19 protein-coding genes are annotated in these 20,612 nt (G+C 62.5%); 14 read left to right on the plus strand and 5 right to left on the minus strand.

The window, feature by feature from the left end:
* Positions 1-154: 154 nt before the first annotated feature.
* The 3 genes from mazG to HMPREF0762_RS04840 form a co-directional block, all read right to left on the minus strand.
* Positions 155-997 (minus strand): nucleoside triphosphate pyrophosphohydrolase, encoded by an 843-nt coding sequence (mazG, locus tag HMPREF0762_RS04830; RefSeq protein WP_006362370.1) that lies wholly within the window; start codon positions 995-997, stop codon positions 155-157.
* 18 nt (positions 998-1,015) lie between these two features.
* Positions 1,016-1,204 carry a 4Fe-4S binding protein gene (locus HMPREF0762_RS04835; RefSeq protein ID WP_009077179.1) on the minus strand — a complete coding sequence of 63 codons (189 nt, stop codon included), beginning with the start codon at positions 1,202-1,204 and terminating at the stop codon, positions 1,016-1,018.
* Between the two features lie 151 nt (positions 1,205-1,355).
* Positions 1,356-1,805 carry a hypothetical protein gene (locus HMPREF0762_RS04840; RefSeq protein ID WP_006362372.1) on the minus strand — a complete coding sequence of 150 codons (450 nt, stop codon included), beginning with the start codon at positions 1,803-1,805 and terminating at the stop codon, positions 1,356-1,358.
* A 78-nt stretch (positions 1,806-1,883) separates the two neighbouring features.
* On the opposite strand from HMPREF0762_RS04840, the gene HMPREF0762_RS04845 reads away from it, so the two are divergent.
* The 9 genes from HMPREF0762_RS04845 (at position 1,884) to HMPREF0762_RS04885 (ending at position 11,511) form a co-directional block, all read left to right on the plus strand.
* Positions 1,884-2,138 carry a hypothetical protein gene (locus tag HMPREF0762_RS04845; RefSeq protein WP_006362373.1) on the plus strand — a complete coding sequence of 85 codons (255 nt, stop codon included), beginning with the start codon at positions 1,884-1,886 and terminating at the stop codon, positions 2,136-2,138.
* A 17-nt stretch (positions 2,139-2,155) separates the two neighbouring features.
* On the plus strand, positions 2,156-2,776 hold the full coding sequence (gene nikR, locus HMPREF0762_RS04850) for a nickel-responsive transcriptional regulator NikR (protein ID WP_115314280.1): 621 nt from the start codon (positions 2,156-2,158) through the stop codon (positions 2,774-2,776).
* Positions 2,777-2,816: 40 nt separating this feature from the next.
* Positions 2,817-5,279 carry a carbamoyltransferase HypF gene (hypF, locus tag HMPREF0762_RS04855; protein ID WP_006362375.1) on the plus strand — a complete coding sequence of 821 codons (2,463 nt, stop codon included), beginning with the start codon at positions 2,817-2,819 and terminating at the stop codon, positions 5,277-5,279.
* Positions 5,280-5,282: 3 nt separating this feature from the next.
* Complete coding sequence (locus HMPREF0762_RS04860; RefSeq protein WP_006362376.1) at positions 5,283-5,516, plus strand: HypC/HybG/HupF family hydrogenase formation chaperone; 234 nt, start codon at positions 5,283-5,285, stop codon at positions 5,514-5,516.
* 4 nt (positions 5,517-5,520) lie between these two features.
* Positions 5,521-6,600 carry a hydrogenase formation protein HypD gene (gene hypD, locus HMPREF0762_RS04865; protein WP_006362377.1) on the plus strand — a complete coding sequence of 360 codons (1,080 nt, stop codon included), beginning with the start codon at positions 5,521-5,523 and terminating at the stop codon, positions 6,598-6,600.
* A 38-nt stretch (positions 6,601-6,638) separates the two neighbouring features.
* Positions 6,639-7,664: a hydrogenase expression/formation protein HypE gene (gene hypE, locus HMPREF0762_RS04870; RefSeq protein ID WP_006362378.1), complete on the plus strand. Its 1,026-nt coding sequence runs from the start codon at positions 6,639-6,641 to the stop codon at positions 7,662-7,664.
* A 117-nt stretch (positions 7,665-7,781) separates the two neighbouring features.
* Positions 7,782-9,533 carry a glucose-6-phosphate isomerase gene (locus tag HMPREF0762_RS04875; protein WP_006362379.1) on the plus strand — a complete coding sequence of 584 codons (1,752 nt, stop codon included), beginning with the start codon at positions 7,782-7,784 and terminating at the stop codon, positions 9,531-9,533.
* A 161-nt stretch (positions 9,534-9,694) separates the two neighbouring features.
* Complete coding sequence (locus HMPREF0762_RS04880; protein ID WP_006362380.1) at positions 9,695-10,903, plus strand: ATP-binding protein; 1,209 nt, start codon at positions 9,695-9,697, stop codon at positions 10,901-10,903.
* A 116-nt stretch (positions 10,904-11,019) separates the two neighbouring features.
* Positions 11,020-11,511, plus strand: a complete 492-nt coding sequence (locus tag HMPREF0762_RS04885) for a hypothetical protein (RefSeq protein WP_006362381.1) — start codon at positions 11,020-11,022, stop codon at positions 11,509-11,511.
* A 103-nt stretch (positions 11,512-11,614) separates the two neighbouring features.
* On the opposite strand, the gene HMPREF0762_RS04890 is transcribed toward HMPREF0762_RS04885, so the two are convergent.
* Positions 11,615-12,574, minus strand: coding sequence for a helix-turn-helix transcriptional regulator (locus HMPREF0762_RS04890; protein WP_006362382.1), 960 nt, complete (start codon positions 12,572-12,574; stop codon positions 11,615-11,617).
* A gap of 144 nt (positions 12,575-12,718) precedes the next feature.
* Between HMPREF0762_RS04890 and HMPREF0762_RS04895 the strand changes: the two genes are divergently transcribed.
* From HMPREF0762_RS04895 to HMPREF0762_RS04915, 5 genes are all read left to right on the plus strand, one after another.
* On the plus strand, positions 12,719-13,336 hold the full coding sequence (locus HMPREF0762_RS04895) for an MptD family putative ECF transporter S component (RefSeq protein WP_006362383.1): 618 nt from the start codon (positions 12,719-12,721) through the stop codon (positions 13,334-13,336).
* A gap of 73 nt (positions 13,337-13,409) precedes the next feature.
* Positions 13,410-14,102: an energy-coupling factor transporter transmembrane component T gene (locus HMPREF0762_RS04900; protein WP_245935505.1), complete on the plus strand. Its 693-nt coding sequence runs from the start codon at positions 13,410-13,412 to the stop codon at positions 14,100-14,102.
* The gene (locus HMPREF0762_RS04905; protein WP_006362385.1) at positions 14,099-15,595 is read left to right on the plus strand and encodes an ABC transporter ATP-binding protein; all 1,497 of its coding nucleotides are present in this window, start codon (positions 14,099-14,101) and stop codon (positions 15,593-15,595) included. Before HMPREF0762_RS04900 ends, HMPREF0762_RS04905 begins: the two co-directional genes overlap by 4 nt.
* A gap of 11 nt (positions 15,596-15,606) precedes the next feature.
* Entirely contained in the window at positions 15,607-17,382 is a 1,776-nt protein-coding gene (locus HMPREF0762_RS04910; RefSeq protein ID WP_006362386.1) for an ABC transporter ATP-binding protein, read from the plus strand.
* A complete protein-coding gene (locus HMPREF0762_RS04915; RefSeq protein ID WP_006362387.1) occupies positions 17,372-19,093 on the plus strand; it encodes an ABC transporter ATP-binding protein in 1,722 nt (573 codons plus the stop codon). The genes HMPREF0762_RS04910 and HMPREF0762_RS04915 overlap by 11 nt, the downstream gene beginning before the upstream one ends.
* Here the strand turns inward: HMPREF0762_RS04915 and HMPREF0762_RS04920 are convergent, their stop codons facing one another.
* Positions 19,094-20,611: an ABC transporter ATP-binding protein gene (locus HMPREF0762_RS04920; RefSeq protein WP_006362388.1), complete on the minus strand. Its 1,518-nt coding sequence runs from the start codon at positions 20,609-20,611 to the stop codon at positions 19,094-19,096.
* Position 20,612 lies beyond the last annotated feature (1 nt).

The raw sequence follows: 20,612 nt of genomic DNA on the forward strand, positions 1-20,612 counted from the left end.
AGTCGGCAGAGGGATGCCGCAGGACATGGCAGAAGGCGACGCGGCGCTTCGGTTCTGGAGATGCCTGGTTTGAACCTGAAGGAGCTTTCCGGCAATTCCTCCAACCCCCCCCAATTCTTGCATTCCGAATCAAGGGGCGCGACGCCGGATCTCTCTACGCGTCCGACTCCTGCGCGTCGGTCCGTGGCTTCCCGGCCTTCGATTCATCGGCCTTCGCCGATCGCCACAGCTCTTCGAGCTCGGCGGCATCGCGCCCTTCCAGCGCATCGGAGCCGCCGGCTTCCGCTTCCATATGAGCCCATCGCGCGCGGAACTTCGCGTTCGACGCGCGCAGCGCGCTTTCGGCATCGATGCCGCGCCACCGCGCGACGTTCACGAGCGCGAACAGGATGTCGCCGAACTCGAGCGCGGCCTCCTCGGGAGTCGCCGCCGCCTTGAATTCCGCGACCTCTTCGGCGACTTTATCCCATACACCCTGCTCATTGGACCATTCGAACCCGACGGCCGCCGCCTTGCGCGAAATCTTCTGCGTCTGCAGCAGCGCCGGAAGGTTCTTGGGCACCGCGTCCAGCAGCCCGTCGGACGCCCGCGCGGCCGCACGTTCGGAAAGCTTCACCTGCGCCCAGATCGCCTCGACATCGGCCGCCGTCCCGGCATGCGCGCCGCCGAATACGTGCGGATGGCGGCGAACGAGCTTGTCGTCAAGGTCTTTGCATACGTCATCGATGGAAAAGGAGCCCTCTTCCTCGGCCATGCGGCTCTGCAGGAGAATCTGCATCAGCACGTCGCCGAGCTCTTCGCGCATGTGGTCGACGTCGCCCGCTTCGATCGCGTCGACGGCCTCGTACGCTTCCTCGACCATGTTCGCCGCGATGCTCTCGTGCGTCTGCGCGCTGTCCCAAGGGCACCCCGTTTCAGGATCGCGAAGCGCGGCGATGGTTTCAACGAGCGTGTCGAACGCGGGATGGATCGAAGCGTGTGGATGAGATTCGGTCATGGGAGTCCTCGGCGAACGTCAGTCCTCGACGATCTCCGTGATGACGCCCATCGGGCATTCCTCGACGCAGTCGCCGCACGCGATGCACGCCTCTTCGTTCTCGATCGTGACGACGCCGCCTTCGATGGCGAGGACGTCCTGCGGGCATTCGTCCACGCAGATGCCGCAACCGATGCATTCATCGATTTCAAATACAGGATGAGACATGATGAGCTCCTTACCCCCTTGGTAGAACATGCAGGCCGCGCACCCAGATACGCAAGGGGCGAAACGGCAAGTGCAAGATACCATGGGGCACGGCATTTGCAACCTCTGTTGCGAAATTGACCCCGAACGGCATGCGTGCGTCAGAAGGCCGTCAACCGAGCCTCGACCTGAGCCGCTTGAGCAGCGCCCAGTCGCGCTGCTTCAGCCGATCCGAGGCCAGATCGTCGGAAAACGAAGCGAAGGCCGCGACGGGCCGACCGAGCAGCGATCCTTCCGCATCGAGCCTGACCTGGCTGCGGTAGGCCTCTTCCAAAAGGCGCGCCGCCTGCTCGTCGAGCACGACGAGAGCCACCGGATCGAGCGCTTCCACGAGCCTGAACGCCTCCGCCGCGGAAAATCCGCCTACGGAAACGAACGATGCGGCGTCGTATCCGATCCGCGGAGCGGACGCACGGATCGCTGATTTCGCGGCATCGGAAGGCGTTTCCCATGAAAGCGCACACAGGTAGGCGTCCGGGTCGCCCTCGATGGCCGCCGCGTAGGGCGCCAGGTCGCGATCACGCGCACGGGAAAACGTATTACTTTTGAGAGGTTTTTTCACTCCGTTTTTCCTTTTATCACGTTCATCTGCTAGTTCAAGGAGCACAATAGCACCATCCGACAACCAAAGGAGGCAGCCATGTGCACCAACGGAGTCAACACCGGCCAGTTCGAGCAGATGATCGAGCAGATCGACGACCATCTGAAGCTTGAGCGCCGCTGGACCCATAACCTCGGCCACACCGCCGGCGACGCCGGCTTTGCGACCGTATCCGAAAAGCTGCATGAAGCCATGTCCATGATCGACGACGTGCGCGCGCTCCTCGACGAAGCGAAGGATGCCCTCGAAGACGACGCGAGCACCGCAACCGGCGTGACCGTCGAACTGGTGTAGGCATGGGGCGCGACTTGATGAGGTTCTCGGTCGCGATGCCCGAGGACCTTCTGGTCGAATTCGATAAGCTCGTCGCCACGCGCGGGCTCGCGAAGAACCGCAGCGAAGTGGTGCGCGACCTCGTGCGCGAAGCCCTTGCCGGCCAGGCGAGCGGCGAGCCCGGCGAAGAGGTCATGGGCACGCTGACGATCGTCTTCAACCATCACGCGAGCGACGTGCGCGAGAAGCTCGATTCCATCCAGCACGACTGCCTCGACCAGATCATCACGAGCGTGCATGTGCATATCGACCATGAGCTCTGCATGGAGGTCGTGATCCTGCGCGGCGAAACCGATGTGATCCAGGCCATATCCAACCTGATCCTCGGCACGAAGGGCGTCCTGCACGGCAACCTGGCCATCACCGCCACGGGCCGGAATCTCCTCGGCCTCGACAGCGACGCGACGCATGGGCGCGATCACGTCCATGCGCACGACGATGCAGCCGACCACGACGAAGACGCCTTCCCCGCGCGCGGGTTCGAGCGCGGGAACTTCAATGCCGCAGGCTACGGAGCAATCGCATCCGAACAGGAATTCGCGGGGAACCTGCAACGCCCGCACCCGCGCGTCCGCGTGCACGGGTCCGCACGCAAGTAACGCATGGAGAGGGCCACGACCGGGCCTTCAAAGGGGGATTATGAGAGAGGCGCTTGACATACGCGTCCACGGCATCGTCCAAGGCGTCGGATTCCGTCCGTTCGTCTATCGGGCCGCAAAGCATAACCTTATCGACGGATGGGTCTTGAACGGCATCGATGGCGTGCGCATCCACGCCGAAGGAGAAGCTTCCGATCTGGACGATTTCGTCCTGGAGCTTTCGGAGCACGCTCCCGCCGCATCGCGCGTCGAAGAGATCCTGCTCGACGAAGTCCCGCTCGAGGGCTTCGATTCCTTCGAGATCCGCCATTCGGACGAAACGTCCTCCGATGCGACGACGCTCATCTCTCCCGACCTTGCCACCTGCGACGACTGCATCCGCGAGCTCTTCGACCCTGACGACCGGCGCTATCGCTACCCGTTCATCAACTGCACGAACTGCGGGCCTCGCTACACGATCATCGATGCGCTGCCCTACGACCGTCCATCCACGTCCATGGCGGCGTTCCCCATGTGCCCGGCCTGCGCGCACGAATACGCCGATCCCGCCGACCGGCGCTTTCACGCCCAACCCGACGCCTGCTTCGACTGCGGTCCCCATATATATTGGAAAGAAGCGGCCGACGCCGCGACGCCCGCGGATGCAGACGCGCATGAAAACGCGGATACGGACGCACGAACCAGGACGCTGCGCGACCGGCATCCCGAACTCGAATGGGGAAGCGACCTGGCGGCAAGCGATGCCATCATCGAACGAGCCTGCTCCTGGCTGCACGACGGGCGTATCCTCGCCGTCAAGGGGCTCGGCGGATTCCACCTGGTCTGCGATGCCGCAAATCCTGAAACCCTTGCCGAGCTCCGGACGCGCAAGCGCCGCGAAGGCAAGGCCTTCGCCGTCATGGCGCCTTCGTTGGACGCCGTCCGCGCATGCTGCGCCGTGTCCCCTGAAGAAGAACGCCTGCTCGTAAGCCCGGCGCATCCTATCGTGCTGCTCAAGAAGAAGCCCGGCGCCGTCTTCGCCGCGGGGCTCGCCGACGATCTCTCCGAGCTCGGCGTCATGCTCCCCTATACGCCCCTGCAGCACCTCATGCTTGCAGAATTCGGGTCGATGCTGGTAATGACTTCGGGAAATGTGCATGACGAACCCATCCAGACCGACGACGAGGCCGCATGGAAGGCCCTTGCCGGCATCGCGGATGCCTTCGTCGGCAACGACCGCGCCATCGAGACCCGCTTCGACGACTCGGTCGCACGCATCATCCGCGTGGGAGGCGATGCCGCCGTGCAGCTCATACGACGCGCCCGCGGCTTCGCGCCGATGCCCATCAAGCTCGCGCGGCCCGCGAACGGCACAGGGCAAGGGCAGGAACATGCCGATACGCCGACCATCCTCGCCGTCGGGCCCGAGCAGAAGAACGTCCTCTGCCTCCTGCGCGGCGACGATGCATTCGCAAGCCAGCATATCGGCGACATGGAAAACGCCGAGACCTTCGATGCCTGGCTCGAGGCCAAGAACCGCCTCGAGCGCCTCTTCGACGCGAAGCCGACCGTCATCGCACGCGACATGCATCCCGAATACCTGACGAGCAAATGGGCGGACGAGATGCGCCGCACGCACGGCATACGCGTCATGGACGTGCAGCACCACCATGCGCACATCGTGTCCGCCATGGCGGAGCACGACATCGACGACGCGGTCATCGGCGTCGCGTTCGACGGGACCGGATACGGATTCGACGGCGCCATCTGGGGCGGCGAAATCCTGATCGCGAACCGCGTCGACTTCGAGCGCTTCGCGAACCTCACGTACATCCCGATGCCCGGCGGCGCGGCCGCAGTGAAGCACCCTGCACGCATGGCGTTCGGCGCCCTGTGGGCCTTCGACCTGATCGATCATCCTGGGTCCCGCCCCCTGAAAGACAGGCTCGGAGATGCGGCGAACGTCTGCGCGTCCATGATGGAGCGCGGCTTGAACGCGCCTTCGACCTCGAGCGTCGGGCGCATCTTCGACGCGCTTTCGGCGCTCGTCGGCATCTGCGCGCACGCGCGGTACGAAGGCGAGGCCGCCGTGCTCTTCGAAGCCGCCATCGACGGATGCGAAACGCGCGACGCCTACGAGATAGCCATCGTCAAGAATGCCGCGACCGCGGAAAGCACCGCGCACGACACGAGCGTCGTGCTGCTCGACTCCGAGCCGCTCTTCCGCGGCGTCCTCGACGACCTGACGGCCGGCACGCCCGTACACGTCATAGCTGCGAAGGCCCATAACGCCTTCGTCCAGGCGATCGTCCAGACGTGCCTGCTCGCCCAGGCCGCCTACGATATACGGACGATCGTGCTCTCCGGCGGCGTCTTCATGAACCGATATCTCATCGAACACACGACCGAATCCCTGATGGAAGCAGGATTCACCGTCGTGATCAATCGCGAGCTCCCTCCCAACGACGGAGGCCTCTCCTACGGACAGGCGGCGGTCGCATCCGCACGCCTAGGAAGCGAGTAAGACATGTGCCTAGCGATTCCCGCACGCATCACCGAATTCAAAGAAGGCAATATCGCGACGGTCGACATCCTCGGCGTGACCCGTCAGATCTCCGTCGACCTGACCCCCCAGGCCATGCTCGATGACTACGTCCTCGTGCATGCCGGCTTCGCGATCGAAGTCGTGAGCCAGGAGGATGCCCAGGCCACGCTCGATCTGATCGACCAGATTCCCGAACTCGTGGATGACATGGAGTGACGCCATGTTCGACTTGAACACGTTCAAGGACCCGAAGCGTGCGCGCAAGCTCATCGGCGCCATCGAGGCCGTCGCGCCCGAGCACGCCACGCTCATGGAGGTCTGCGGCACCCATACGGTATCCATCGCGCGTTTCGGCATCCGCAACGTCATGCCCGCAGGCACGCGCCTGGCGTCGGGCCCCGGCTGCCCGGTCTGCGTCACCGCGAACGAGGACATCGACGTCGCCATCGCGCTCGCGCGCACGCCCGACGCCATCATCACCACGTTCGGCGACATGACGCGCGTGCCCGGCAGCACCTCGTCGCTCAATAAGGAAAAGGCCCAGGGCCGCGACATCCGCGTCGTCTATTCGCCCCTCGACGCGCTCGCCGTCGCGAAGGCCAATCCCGAGCGCCAGGTCATCTTCCTCGGCGTCGGATTCGAAACCACCACGCCGCTCGTCGCGATCGCCATCAAGCGCGCGAAAGCCGAGGGGCTGGCCAACTTCTCGGTCTACGCAGCGTGCAAGAACATGCCCAACGCGCTCGATGTCCTGATGGGCGATCCCGAGCTCAAGGTCGACGCGCTCATCCTGCCCGGGCACGTAAGCACGATCATCGGCATGGAACCCTACCGCTTCCTCGCGGAGAAATACCGTATCCCCGGAGTCATCGCCGGCTTCGAGCCGCTCGACATCCTCGATGCGCTGCTCATGATCTTTCGCCAGCTGTCCGAAGGCCGCGCGGACATCGAGAACGCCTATGCGCGCGGCGTCATGCCGCACGGCAACGAAGTCGCGCTCGCCGCGATCGATGAGGTGTTCGAGACCTGCACGGTCTCGTGGCGCGGATTGGGTCCGATCGAGGGGAGCGGCTATCGCATCCGCGAGGAATTCGCCGCGTACGACGCGATGCGCCGCTTCGCCCCCACCGTCGAAGAGACGCGCGAGCACAAGGGCTGCCGGTGCGGCGACGTGCTGCGCGGCATCATGACCCCCGCCGAATGCCCGCTGTTCCGCAAGGCCTGCAGCCCCGAGAATCCGATCGGTCCCTGCATGGTCAGCTCCGAAGGGTCCTGCGCGGCCTACTATCGGTATTACTGAGCCTGCCTGCGCATGCGCGCAGTCGGAAAGGACGGAAGATGAAAGACGAAACGGTCCTGCTCGGCCACGGGTCGGGCGGTTCGATGATGAAACGCATCATCGACGACGTCTTCGCGAAGGCGTACGGGTCCGAGGAACTCGCCCAGGGCGACGACGCCGCGACGCTTCCCGCGCCGGCGCCGGGAGAACGCCTGGCGTTCTCGACCGACACCTTCGTCGTGACGCCGCATTTCTTCCCCGGCGGCGACATCGGGCGCCTTGCCGTCTGCGGCACTGTCAACGACGTGGCCACGAGCGGCGCCGTGCCTAAGTATCTCTCGATCGGCATGGTGCTCGAAGAGGGCTTTCCGATGTCCGATCTGGAACGTATCTGCGCCACCATCGCACGCACGGCCGAAGAAGCCGGCGTACACGTGGTCACGGGCGATACGAAAGTCGTCAATCGCGGGCACGGCGACGGCATCTACATCAACACCGCGGGCATCGGCCTCATTCCCGAAGGCCGCGACCTCTCAGGCGCCTCGTGCAAGCCGGGCGATGCGGTCATCGTGTCGGGCACCATCGGCGACCACGGCATCACGATCATGAGCCAGCGCGAGGACCTTTCGTTCTCCACTGCGCTCAAAAGCGATGCCGCACCCCTGAACCACTTGATCGCACGCGTGCTGGATGCTGCGCCCGACGTACGCTGCTTCCGCGATCCAACCCGCGGCGGCCTTGCATCGACGTTGAACGAGTTCGCCGAGCAGAGCGGCGTGGATATCGTGATATCGGAAGACGACGTACCCATCAAGGATGCCGTCCGCGGTGCCTGCGACATGCTCGGATACGACCCGTTCCAGGTCGCCAACGAGGGCAAGATGGTATGCGTCGCGCCAGCCGACCAGGCGCAGGCCGTTATCGACGCCATGCGCGCCGGCCGTTACGGCGAAGATGCCGCCGTCATCGGCACGATCGAGGAGAGCCGTCCCGAACGCGGGCATAAGGTTCTCCTCGAAACGGGCTTCGGCAGCCGACGCATTCTTGATATGCTCGTCGGAGAGCAGCTTCCGCGCATTTGCTAGAGGCGTTCGCCCTCATCTGCTACCCTTAACGCCATGCGACCCGAAGCGCACCGTCAGGCGCCTCGTCGCAGGGGCGGCCAGGCGACCCGCATGCGCCTGCGACGGAATCGAGGAAGAATGCTCACGTGCCAGGATGAAACGACCTACCCTTCGGCGCGAACGCTCGTCAGAAACAAGGTCGCAGGACGGCTCTTCGCGAAAGACGCCTCGCTGTACGCTTTCGACGAGGACGCCTGCGAGAGCGCCGGGCATTTCATGGGATGGACCGACCTCGGCACCCGTCCGCCGTTTCCTATCGCCAAGATCCAGGAATTCGCCGATCAAGCGATTGCAGGCGGTTTCCGTCACGTCGTCCTCATCGGCGAAGGCGGCTCGACGCAGGCGCCGATGACCATCACCAAGTACAACAAGCCCGACTACAACGCGCTCGATTTCAAGGTGCTCGACAGCATCTCCCCGGTGCGCGTGCGCGCAACGTTGGCCGCGATCGACATCGAACGCACGCTCGTGCTGGTATCCAGCAAATCCGGCACCACGATCGAGATGCTGAGCAACCTCGACGTCGTCCTCGACGCGTTCCGCACCTATATCCCCGAAGAGAATCTGGGCAGCCATTTCGTCGCCATCACCGACCCCGGCTCTCCGCTCGAGCGCATGGCGCACGAGCATTCCTGGCGCGCATGCTTCCTCGGCGAGACGAGCGTGGGCGGACGTTTCAGCGCCCTGTCGGTCTTCGGCCTGGTGCCCGCCGCGCTCGTCGGCATCGATCTGGAGACCTTCGTGAGCCATGCGAAGGAAGCCGAGCGGGTCTGCCGCATGAACCGGCCCGCCAACCCGGCTATCGCCCTTGCCGCGTTCCTCTATGACGGGTACCGGCAGGGACGCGACAAGTTCAGCCTGCTCACGCCTAAACGCGGCCGCGTCTTCGGCCTTTGGATCGAACAGCTTGTCGCCGAGAGCCTCGGGAAGCGCGGCGTGGGCATCCTGCCCAATATCGAGCTCGATGCCCTCGTGCTTGCCCACGACCATCACGACCGAACCGTCATCTCGTACACCACCAAAACCGATCTCTGGGACGAGCGCATGAACTTCGCAACGGCGCTCTCCTACATCGACGAAGCCATCCCGACGCGGGCGTATCGCATCGAAAACGTCTCCGACCTAGCAGAACACTTTGTGATGTGGGAATATGCCATCGCCATGGTCGGCTACCTGATGAAGGTCTGCCCCTTCGACCAGCCCGACGTGGCGGCAGCCAAGACCGCGACGCTCGCGATGCTCGATGGAAGCGAGGGGACGACGGCGTCGTCGACGTCGTTCGAGGACCGCTATATCGAACGCATCGATATGGGAAAGGTGCTCATCAACGCGAGCGACGCGCTCGATCTGGAAGAGAAGACCCTGGCATGCGCGCTGCGGACGCTTTTCGCCTCCGTAGGACCCGGCGACTACTTCGCCATCGATGCCTTCCTGCCTTTCGACGGAGAAGGGCGGCGCGAAGCGCTCGAGGGCATCCGTCACCACGTGGCCGACAAGCTCTGCGTGCCTTCGTGCCTGGAAATCGGCCCGCGCTACCTGCATTCGACCGGACAGCTGCAGAAGGGCGGCGCGAACAACGGCGTGCTCCTCATCGTGTCATCCGACGAATGGGGAGACATCCCGCTCGAGAACCTGCCGGCCCCCACCCTCGGCACGCTCGCGAAAGCTCAGGCCAACGCCGATTTCGATGTGCTCGCGCAGCGCGGACGCCGATGTCTGCTGCTGCACCTCCCGAATAATTCGGGCACATCGCTGCGCGCCCTCAAAGATGCCGTCTGCGGTGCCATCGAGGACATTCTGCGCGAGCGGGCTGCACCCTCGCAGGACTGAGTCGACGCCGTGGGCCACGGCATCGACTCTCCGCATGCCTGTTCGAGACCGCCTGCCGTCACCAAACGGGGAGTACCGTCAAATATGGGAATTTAATTCCCATATTTGACGGTACTGGATATCGATGAGATAATGCCCTCCTGTTGCCGGGAGGGCATCTTATGTACATAAAGCGCGAAATCGAATCAACGATCGATGCAATGCTGAAGCAGGGAAAAGTTGTGCTTGTGACCGGCGCCCGTCAGGTCGGAAAGACAACCATGCTCAGGCACCATCTCAACGACGCCTTCAGCTATGTTTCGATGGAGAACCCTAGGGACTATCTCCTTGCCAAAGAGGATGCTGCCCTGTTCTTCGAGTCGAAAACCCTCCCGCTTATCATCGATGAGGTGCAGCGCGTGCCAGAGCTCTTCTCTCCGGTGAAATGGGTTGTTGATCAATCGGAGGAGAAGGGGCGCATCGTCCTCACCGGCTCGCAAACATTCCACCTCATGAAGGGCGTGAGCGAGTCTCTGGCGGGAAGAATACGGATTCTGGAGATGCCCGGTTTAAGCCTGAGGGAACTCTCGAGCAATTCCTCCGACCCCCATCCCTACATTCCGAAGATGGTGGACGATTCTGCAAATCCATCCTCGGCAGACGTTTGGGATGTAATCCATCGGGGCTCGATGCCGGAGCTGCAGGACCCCGACATTGACTGGGATCTCTTCTACGCCGACTATGTCGCTTCCTACCTCGAGCGCGATGTCCGCGCGCTCGTCAACGTGAAGGACGAGGCGAAGTTCTACAGCTTCATGATCGCATGTGCGGCGAGGACCGGTCAGCTCCTGAATGCCTCCGACATTGCAAAAACCGTCGACGTGGACCATAAGACGATCAAAGCCTGGCTCTCGGTTCTTCAGGCTTCCAATATCGTGCGTGTTATCGAGCCGTTTTGGCCGAATATTGACAAGCGCCTGACGAAGACTCCGAAGATCTTCTTTATGGACACCGGTCTCGTATGCCATCTAACCAGGTGGACAACGCCTGACCAGTTGCGAAACGGTGCAGCGGCGGGACACGTATTCGAGACGTTCGTCGTTTCCGAGATCCTGAAGAGCTTCATGAACTCAGGAAAAAGCTTGCACGACATCTGGTTCTACCGCGACGCCAAGAAAAGGGAGATCGACCTGATCATCCAAGATGGGCGTACCCTGCATCCCGTCGAGGTGAAAACATCAGCCACGGTGAGAAGGGATGCCGTGAAGAATTTCGCTTGCCTTGAAAACCTTTCCGGCTACGAGGTAGGATTCGGACACGTTGTGTGCCAGACTCCGGATCCGTATCTCATCACGCGAACCGTCCAGGCAGTCCCCATCTGGAAAATCTGATCCTTATTCATTTCTCGCTATTGCGTCCTGAAGCGGGACTCAGTGCTGAGCTTTAGGTGAGTTCGGACTTTGGAACGGTCAAACCGAATTGAACCGCTTCTTAAGCATTCTCATGCGTGCTCTCGCTCGACTCGAGCGTTGCCTACGAGCCTTTCAACCAGCTGACCAATACAGGCACGATTCCTCATGATTCTTCTTTCAACGACCTGAAAGAAAAGAAATTCGAAGTAACCCGAGAGGTTGATAAGACCCTTATCGATACTGAGAAGCTGTACATGAATCTGTACGCTATCGCCCAGGTTCCGGGAAGCTCTCAAGAGGGTTATGTTTTCGAGGTCATCAATAAGCATTCTGATACTCTCTATGTGGAATTCTGGCTTGGCGACATAACCGGTCCTCTGAATGCCAGTGGCAACGCGTTCCTAGAGCCTGGTGAGAAATTCTATCTATTCATACCGAATGTTTCAAAAACTCCAGGACCTCTTGAGGGAATTTCTGATCCGAAAGCTGCTTTGACCATTGGTTACAACAGTGCGTCGGACGGTACTCTTACGGAGCAAAAGCAGAAGACAGAGCTTGATCTGAGTATTCCTCCTAAGTCTGAATAACAGAAGGCAGTTCGGTTTTATCGCCATTGACAGTAAAACGAAGACGGCGAGACATACAGGCGATATCGCCCGGCACTATGCCGAGCGATGATCACGTGGGCTCTCAGGGCCGGAGCGCTTTGCGATACTCGCTGGGAAGCATGCCAACCTCGCGCCTGAACAGCTCCGAGAAACGGCTTGTGCACGTGTAACCCACAGAGCGCGCGATCTGCTCGATGGTGAGATCAGGCTGTCTGAGCAGAAGTTCGGCCTGCGACATCCTCCGTTCCTGGACATAGCCCGTCACGGTCTTGCCATTCGCCTTCTTGAACGTCTCCTTGAATTTGGTAGGGCTCATGCAGGCTATGGCCGACAGGTCGGCAATACGCAGGGCAGACGAGCAGTGGTCGTCGATATAGCGCACGACATCCTGGATCCTCGCCCAGTCAGATGAGCTGACAGGCTTGCAGGTACGTGCGCGCGGCTGCCTCGTGCCTTCCACGATAAGCCCCATCGCCTCGAGGACCTTGCCCTCGTAGTACAGCGCGCTATGGCTTTGGCCACCGGGTACAGGCCAGAGCTTGGCGAGGAGAGCCTTCAATTCCAGATGCTCCCCATCGTTTCCGAGCGAGACGAACGCTTCCTCGACGCTCGCGAACCCGCCGGGATACTCTTTTTCGAGAAACCGCCTGGAAAACTCATGCGACACCTCGATCGAGATGCTTTGAACGGGTATGCCGGCATGCGCAATGCCCTTCCATGGCTCTCCCTTGAAGCTCTGGCCCCAGAGGCTGTTCGGCCTGAGCTTGCGGTAGGGGTTGAACTCCTCCCCTGAAATCGACTTGAAGTATGTGACCGTGAGATAGTCAGAGGTTTCGGAACTCATGACGAAATCGTCGTCCATGACGAAGTCGTGGATGCTGATGCTCCAATCGGCTTCTTGAGGCGACAGGAAATGAAACCATCCCCAATATGCGCCCTGCCTAGACCGGTACGATCTCCACAGCTCTCCGAAACCATCGGGCGACGGCACAGGCGAGAAATCGGTGCCCCCCAACATCTTCTCTTGGAACGTCTTCTCCATTTTTCGTCCCTTCGTCATGTGGCGTTGAGACAGGACTTCACGTCGATTAGACAGAAAATCAGCCTAAATACCCGATAGATCATGCTCAAACATATACTCGCAAGATAAAGATAGCCAAAGGTAATATATTTTGAAAGGACAGAGATGGACCAGCAAGAAACAGCGGGGAAGGGCACAGGGAGGCTTGCGGCACGGGACCTTGTCACGGTAGGCATATTCACGGCGCTCTACCTGGTGTTCATGATGGTGGGCGGCGCGTTCTTCGCCTCCAACCCCGTGCTCACATTCTGGATGCCGGCTTCGGTTGCCTTGCTCACCGGACCGATCTACCTTCTGCTCATCGCCAAGGTGCCCAAGCACGGGCCGCTCATCGTCGTGGGCGTCGTCGAAGGGCTGTTCCTTTTTGCGACGGGCATGTACTGGGGTTGGGCGGTGGCCTGCGTCGTCTTGGGCATTGCCGCCGATATCATAGCCGGCATCGGCCGGTTCAGGAGCAAGGCGCTCAACTTCGCGGCGTTCGTCGTCTACTCGCTTTCCCCCATGGGATCCTATCTTATGCTCTGGGCCAACCCGACGGGCTATGCTTCATACCTGGTGGGCAAAGGAGCCGAGCAAGCCTATATGGACACGATGATGTCCACGGCGACCGACTGGATGCTGCCTGCGATGGTGCTTGCCACCGTGGCCTGCGCCATCATAAGCGGGCTTCTGGGCATGCGCCTGCTGCACCGCCAGTTTGAAAAAGCCGGAATCACGGCCTAGACGCACGCGTATGCCCAAAACGCAGAAGATTCCTGAAGCATCCCTGAAAAGAGATGGGACGCCGGGGAGAGGCGTGCGCCTCGATCCACGCGCCAAGCTCGCGGCAATCGCCGCCATGGCCGTCGCGGTGGCGCTGGCACCGAATATGCTGTGCGACTTCGCGCTCATGGGGGTCGCCTTCGCCTTTGGAAGCATGCTGGGGCAGCTCCGAGTCTCTGCGGCCATGCTCGTTCTATACGCGCTGTTCATAACGCTCGCGCAGTTCGTCCCATACTTGGATGACGTAGGCCTGCGCACCATGTTCTCCTCGTTTCTTCTCCTGATGCGCAAGGTGTTCGCCTGCGGGCTCATGGCGTACGCCACGGTGAAGACCACGCACATAAACGAATTCATGAGCGCGCTGACGCGGATGAGAGTGCCCCGTGCGGTGACGATTCCTCTGGCCGTCGCCCTTCGCTACGCGCCGACCGTGCGCGAAGACTGGGGGTTCATCAAAGACGCCATGCGCATGCGCGGCATATCGCCAAACCCGCTGGGGTTCATCCAGGCGCCGATGCGCACCATCGACTGCATCTACGTCCCTCTGCTCATGAGCGCAAGCCGCGCCGCCGACGAGCTTTCCATGGCAGCCGTGGCACGTGGCATCGAAAACCCTGTAGCGCGCACCTGCTATCTGCATATAGAGCTACGGCGTGCGGATCTCCTGACGTTCGCGGCATCCCTCGCCGTCATTGCGATCATGCTCGCGATCAGGGTGGTCGCATGATCTCCTTCAGGCATGTCTCCTTCTCCTATGGCACGTCCCCCACGGCCGATGACGCGGGGGTCAGGAACGTGTCGCTGTCCGTTGCCCCCGGCGAGGTCGTCGTGCTCTGCGGGCGGTCGGGCTGCGGCAAGTCGACCCTGCTCAGACTCGCAAACGGCCTTGCCCCTCGCTTCTTTTCAGGAGAGAAGGCCGGCAACGTCATGCTCGACGGCACCGACGTGGACGACCTTGCCACCTGGGAGATAGCGCAACGAGCGGGCTCGCTCTTCCAGAACCCGCGCACCCAGTTCTTCAACGTGGAGACCACGGGCGAAGTCGCGTTTGGACTGGAGAGCGCGGGGTGGCCTGAAGAGAAGATCCGCCCCCGCGTGAGCGAGACCTTCGAGGAGCTTGACCTTTCCATGCTGGCAGACCGCAGCATCTTCGAACTTTCGGGCGGCGAACGCCAGAAGATCGCCTTCGCGAGCATCTGGGCCCAACATCCCGCGAACCTGCTCTTGGACGAGCCCACGAGCAACCTCGATCTGACCTCGATAGACGCCATGACGGCATTCGTGGGGCATGCCAAGGAAAGAGGCTGCGCGATTCTCGTCGCCGAACACCGGCTCTCCTGGCTCGCCGGCATCGCCGACAGATACGTGTACCTGGAGAAAGGGAGCGTGGGGCGCGTCATGGGGGCGGCGGAATTCGCATCGCTCGACGCCTGGGAGGTCGGACGGATGGGACTGCGCGCCCGCAGCATAGGCGAGATAGCCCCGCGCGCGAATCCTTCCGTGAGCACGTATTCCCCTCGCGCGGGCGGCGCGCTGCTCGCGACGCGGGCGCTCTCGGTCTCCTTCGGCACGGCCCCTGTCCTGCGTGGCGCGGCACTTGAGCTGCACGCGGGCGAAGTCACGGCGCTGGTCGGCCGCAACGGAGCGGGCAAGACCACGCTGTGCCGGGCATTGTGCGGGTTCGAGCGTCGGACGCGGGGGAAGATCCTGCTCAACAGCGCGACCGCCACGCGCAGGGAACGCGTGCGCGTCTCGTCGATGGTGTTTCAAGACGTCAACTACCAGCTGTTCGCCGAAAGCGCGACCGAAGAGGTGACCTTCGGCCTGCCTCGACGCGAGGCCGAGAGCGTAGACGTTGCGCGTGTCCTGTCCGAACTCGACCTCGAGGCCTTGGGCGATCGGCATCCGGCTACCCTCTCGGGCGGACAGAAGCAGCGTCTGGCCGTCGCGGCATGCGTCGCCGCAGAAAAGCGCGTGCTCGTGTTCGACGAGCCCACGAGCGGCCTTGACCTCGACGGCATGCAACGTATAGCCCGGCTGCTCAGACGGCTCGCGGAGCAGGGCCGTGCGCTCCTGGTGGTAACGCACGACCTGGAGCTCGTCGCGTGCGCCTGCGACCGGGTGCTGTGCGTGAAAGACGGCGCGCTACGCGCTCCTCTCGCGACCGCTGAGCAGTTCGATACCGTGAAAGCTCTGATGGATTCGGCCGTTTCCCGGTAAGGAGGATCTTCGTGGAAATCAGTAAGGGGGCAAACCCCGTCGCCCTCGTGTTCGCGTGGGCGGGACGGCATCGGAAGTACCTGGTCGCCTCGGTCGTGTGCGCCACGCTGTCGGGCCTCTTGGTCGCAGTGCCCTATTTCGCCGTGTTCGATGTCATGAGCGCCGTCTACGGAGGCACGGCCACGGCCGACACGATAGCGGCAGACGTCGCCATCCTCGCCGTGGGAATCGTGCTGCGCTTCGTCTTCTTCGCCTTCGCGGGCACGCTCTCGCACAAGGGCGCCTATGGGACGCTCTTCGACGTGCGCTGCCGCATCCTCGAACGTCTCTCGAAGGCCCCGCTCGGCGAGATGGACGAGCGCAGCACGGGCAAGATCAAGACGGTGCTCTCCGACGACGTGGAGAACCTCGAGCTCCTGCTCGCGCACAACGTGCCCGAGGCCTTGATGTACGGCGCAGGGCCCGTCGCGACCTTCGCCTTCCTGCTCTTCGCGAATGTGCCGCTCGCCTTGGCCACGCTCATCCCCGCCATCGCGGCGCTGGCGGTGCTCGTATCGTTGTTCAAGGTCATGAGCTCGATCGTGGGCCGTGCGACGAAGTCGCTCGAGGACATGAACTCCGTCATGGCGGAATACGTGAGCGGCATGCGCACCGTCAGGGCGCTCGATATGGGCACGCGTTCATTCGGGCGTTTCAGGAAGGCGGTGGACGAGGAAAACGCCGTGTGGTGCGAGATATCGCGTAAGACCGGCCCGGGATTCGCCTCCTACGTCATCATCATCGAAGCCGGGCTGCTCATCATGGTGCCGGCAGGGGCGCTCATGTTGACGAACGGCGCCATCGATGTCTCCACCTATCTTCTGTTCGCGTTCGTCGGGTCGCTCTACCTCACCGAGATCAGGCTCCTGCAGAGCTTCGCCAACAAACTTTCCCAAGTCTCCGCCAGCGCCGAGCGCGTTCAGGAGCTTTTGGATATCCCCGTGTTCGGCGGAGGCGTTCCGTTTCCTGACGACGCCTCCATCCGCCTTGACGGGGTGTCGTTCTCCTATGCCGATGACGCGCCCGAGGTGCTGCACGATGTCTCGCTCGACGTGGCGGCGGGCAAGCGGATCGCCATCGTGGGCGCGTCCGGCTCGGGCAAGTCGACCCTCATCCAGCTGGTAGGGCGTTTCTACGACGTGACGTCGGGCAGCGTCTCCATCGGCGGTATCGACGTGCGACACATCGACTACGACGACCTGCTGGCCCACGTGTCGGCGGTGTTCCAGAAGACCTTCCTTGCCAGCGGAACCATCCTGGAAAACATTCGCATGGGATCGGACGCCTCGCTCGACGAGGTGCGTGCGGCCGCGCGGCGCGCACAGGCCGACGACTTCATCCAGGCGCTGCCGCAAGGCTACGACACGCGCATGGGCACGTTGGGAGGTCGCCTTTCCGGCGGAGAGCGCCAGCGCATCGCTATCGCCCGCGCCATCTTGAAAGACGCCCCCATCCTGATCCTCGATGAGGCCACGAGCGCCGCCGACCCGGAAAACCAGGTGCTCATCGACCGGGCGATCGACAACCTGTGCGAAGGCAAAACGGTGCTCGTCGTGGCGCATCGACTCGACGCGGTCGACGGCTGCGACGCCATCGCCGCGATGGAAGACGGGCGTATCGCCTGCATGGGTCCGCACGACGCCGTGCTCGAGACAAGCTCCTATTACCGCAGCGCATGGGCCGCTTGGACGCGCTCGCGCTCCATGAGCTACCGCATCGGCGAAAAGGAGGGGCGCCATGTCCGATAAGGCTCGGGATGCTGCACGCAACCCATTCGCGAAGAACCGGGATTTCTACCTCTCGTGCATCTGCACAATCGCAGAGGGCCTGCTCGGCGGTGCGAACTTCGTGCTCATCTGGATGGTGATGCGCCAGGTGTTCGCAGGCGCCGTCGAACTCGCTGCCCTTCTGCAGATCACCGGGATGCTCGTCGTCATCTTCGCCGCGCGTCTTGCAATCTACCGCTTCGGATACGTACGCGGGCAGGTGGGCGGCGCCCATGTAAGTCACGACCTGCGCATCGCCTTGGGCGACGCCATCAAGCGCATCCCATTGTCGCATTTCGCGAAGCGCTCGAGCGGGCAATACCTGCAGGCGCTCACAGTCAACGTGAACGATTACGAGCAGATTCTCACCCACCGCACGGGCGACATCGTGAGAGGAGCGGTGCTGGCGACGGCGGTCTGCGCGTTCACACTCTGGCTCTATGCGCCGGCCGGCATCGTGATCGCATGTTCGTTCCTATCGCTCGTCCCCGCTGTCGCGCTCTCGTGGCGCCAAGTCAGGGTCTTCGGACCCCGCAAGGACGAGGTGCGCGCGAGCAGTTCGAGCGCCATCATGGAACACGTCGATGGCATGCAGACCTTGCGTGCCTACGGGGTCGCAGGCGTGCACAACCGCTCCATCGTGGAAAGCATGCGTGCGTTCTCGCACGTGAGCTACGTATACGAACGAGCGATTATCCCGGTCGGGGCCGTATGGTCCATCTTTGCGGGCCTTGCCCAGCCCCTCCTCGTGTGGATGTGCTATAGCGCATGGACGGCAGGGGCGTTGCCCGTCGAGTCCTTTTTGCTCATCGCCATGTTGCCCCTGTTCACCCTCAAACTCGGAAGCGCCCTGTTCATCGACCTGACCGCCTACCGCAACCTCGAGATCGCCAAACGCAACATCGCGTCCGTGCTTGAAGAGCCTGAGGAGACCGGCAGTTTCGACGATATGCCGATGCAAGGTACGGGCATCGAGCTTGCGCACGTGGGGTTCTCCTATGGGGATGGACCAGCCGTGCTCGAGGATTTTGATCTGACCATCCCCGAAGGAAGGCTGACAGCGCTTGTGGGCGATTCGGGCTGCGGCAAGTCAACGGTACTCAACCTGGTAGCCCAGCTGTACCGACCCCAGAGCGGGACAGTGAGCTTCGGGGGCGTGGATGCGAGCGGCTTTGCGCCCGAGAGCGTGCTGCGCAACGTGGCGCTCGTCGACCAGGACGTCTTCCTCTTCGACGATTCGGTGATGGACAACGTGCGCTACGCCCGCCCCTCCGCAAGCGACGAGGACGTGCGCGAGGCGTGCCGCCTGGCAAACGCCGACGCGTTCGTGCAAGCGCTGCCGCAAGGCTACAACACGCGGATCGGCGAGAGGGGCGGCAAGCTCTCCGGCGGCGAGCGCCAGCGGCTCTCGATTGCCCGCGCCATCCTGCGCGATGCGCCCATCGTGCTTTTGGACGAGGCCACATCGAACCTCGACATAGAAAACGAGCTCGCCGTGCGCGAGGCCGTCGCAAACTTGCTCGCCCACCGCAAGACCGTGGTGATGGTGGCTCACACGCTGCCCATTGTGCGCACGGCCGACCAGATCGCCGTCATCGACGGCGGACGAGTCGCTGAACTGGGATGCCACGACGAGCTGATGGCGCTCGGCGGCAAGTACGCCCGCATGTGGGCGGCATCGAGCAACGGGTAGCTAGATGCCGCCCTCGCGTCGGCAAGAAAACGACGACCCGATCCCGAAGAACGTGCGCAGGCGCAAGACACCTTCCTCGTCGAGATCGTATTGGCCGGCCATCCCGCCCCCTCTCATCTCGGTCACCCGGTCTCCGACGATCCGCACGAGTTCGTAGTCGTGCGTCACGACGAGAACGAATATCCCGGTGCCGGCCAGTTCCCTCAACAACTCCGCCGTCTGCGCCATGTGGGCGTAATCAAGCCCGCTCGTCGGCTCATCGAACGCGATCACCCTCTTTCCGCAGAACACGGCGGCTGCTATGGCGCAGCGCTGCTTCTGCCCGCCCGACAACGTCAGAGGATGGCGGTCCCTCACGTCCCGAAGATCCATCCGGTCGAGCACCGACTCTAAAGCGGAAGCGTCGAGCCGGGCCGCCCCGAGGACGACCTCGTCCTCGACGCTGTCGCAGAACAGCTGGTGGTTGACTTCCTGCATCACCTCGTAGCTGATCGGCAGCCGCTTTCTCGCTTTGATCGATGCACCGTCAATCGCTATGGTTCCGCGGTTCTCCTTGGCAAGCCCGCATATCACCGAGACGAGAGTCGACTTTCCCGCCCCGTTGTCTCCCACGATCATCTCGATGCGACCCGCGCCGAACCGCGCGTCGCCGACGAAAAGAGAGCGCTCGGAGCGCCGGGAATACGAGAACGCGATATCGCGAAGATGAAGCTCGCAAGAACGAGAGAGCTCTGTCGGCGCGCTTGTCCTCGAGATGTCGAACGCATCCAGCCTCGCAGGCCGTATGCCCGTCTCAAGGCGCTGCTCGCGGGTAAGGCCGGCAAGTTCCTCCATGGCGTAGATGCCGGCGACCCTCCCGCCGTCAAGGTAGACCGCGCGATCGGCGATACCTTCGAGGTACCAGGTGCGATGCTCGGCAACAAGGATCGTCTTGCCCTTCGCCTTCAACAGGCTCAGAATGCGCTGCAACTCACGAATCGCAGGAAAATCGAGGTTCGCCGACGGCTCGTCCAGAAGGAACACCTCAGGGTCCGAGGCATAGACGCTTGCGACGGCAAGACGCTGCTTCTCACCGCCCGAGAGCTGAAAGATGCTGCGGTTCATGAGGCTTTCTATTCCCAGCTCTTCTGCCGCGTTGCCGACTCTTCGGGCAATCTCTGCGCGCTTCAGTCCTTGATTCTCGCAACCGAAGGCCACCTCGCTCGTGGTATTAAGGGTATAGAACTGCGTGCGCGGGTTCTGGAAAACGGTTCCCACGCTGCGGGCGATCTCGTACTGCGGGCATGATGCGGGGTCCATGCCGGCAACTTCCACCCTCCCGCTCGCCTCGCCATCGTAGAACTCGGGAATCATGCCGCTCAGCAGGCGAAGAACAGTGGATTTTCCGCAGCCGCTCTTGCCGCACAGAAGAACGCATTCGCCTGCCGCCACATCGAGCGACAGCGACGAGAGGCTCGGAGCGCCGGCGCCTCTATACGAGAACGTGACATCGGCTAACGAGACCGCGGGCTTCTCCATC

Origin of the sequence: Slackia exigua ATCC 700122, from assembly GCF_000162875.1 — a bacterium.
GTDB classification, from domain to species: domain Bacteria; phylum Actinomycetota; class Coriobacteriia; order Coriobacteriales; family Eggerthellaceae; genus Slackia; species Slackia exigua.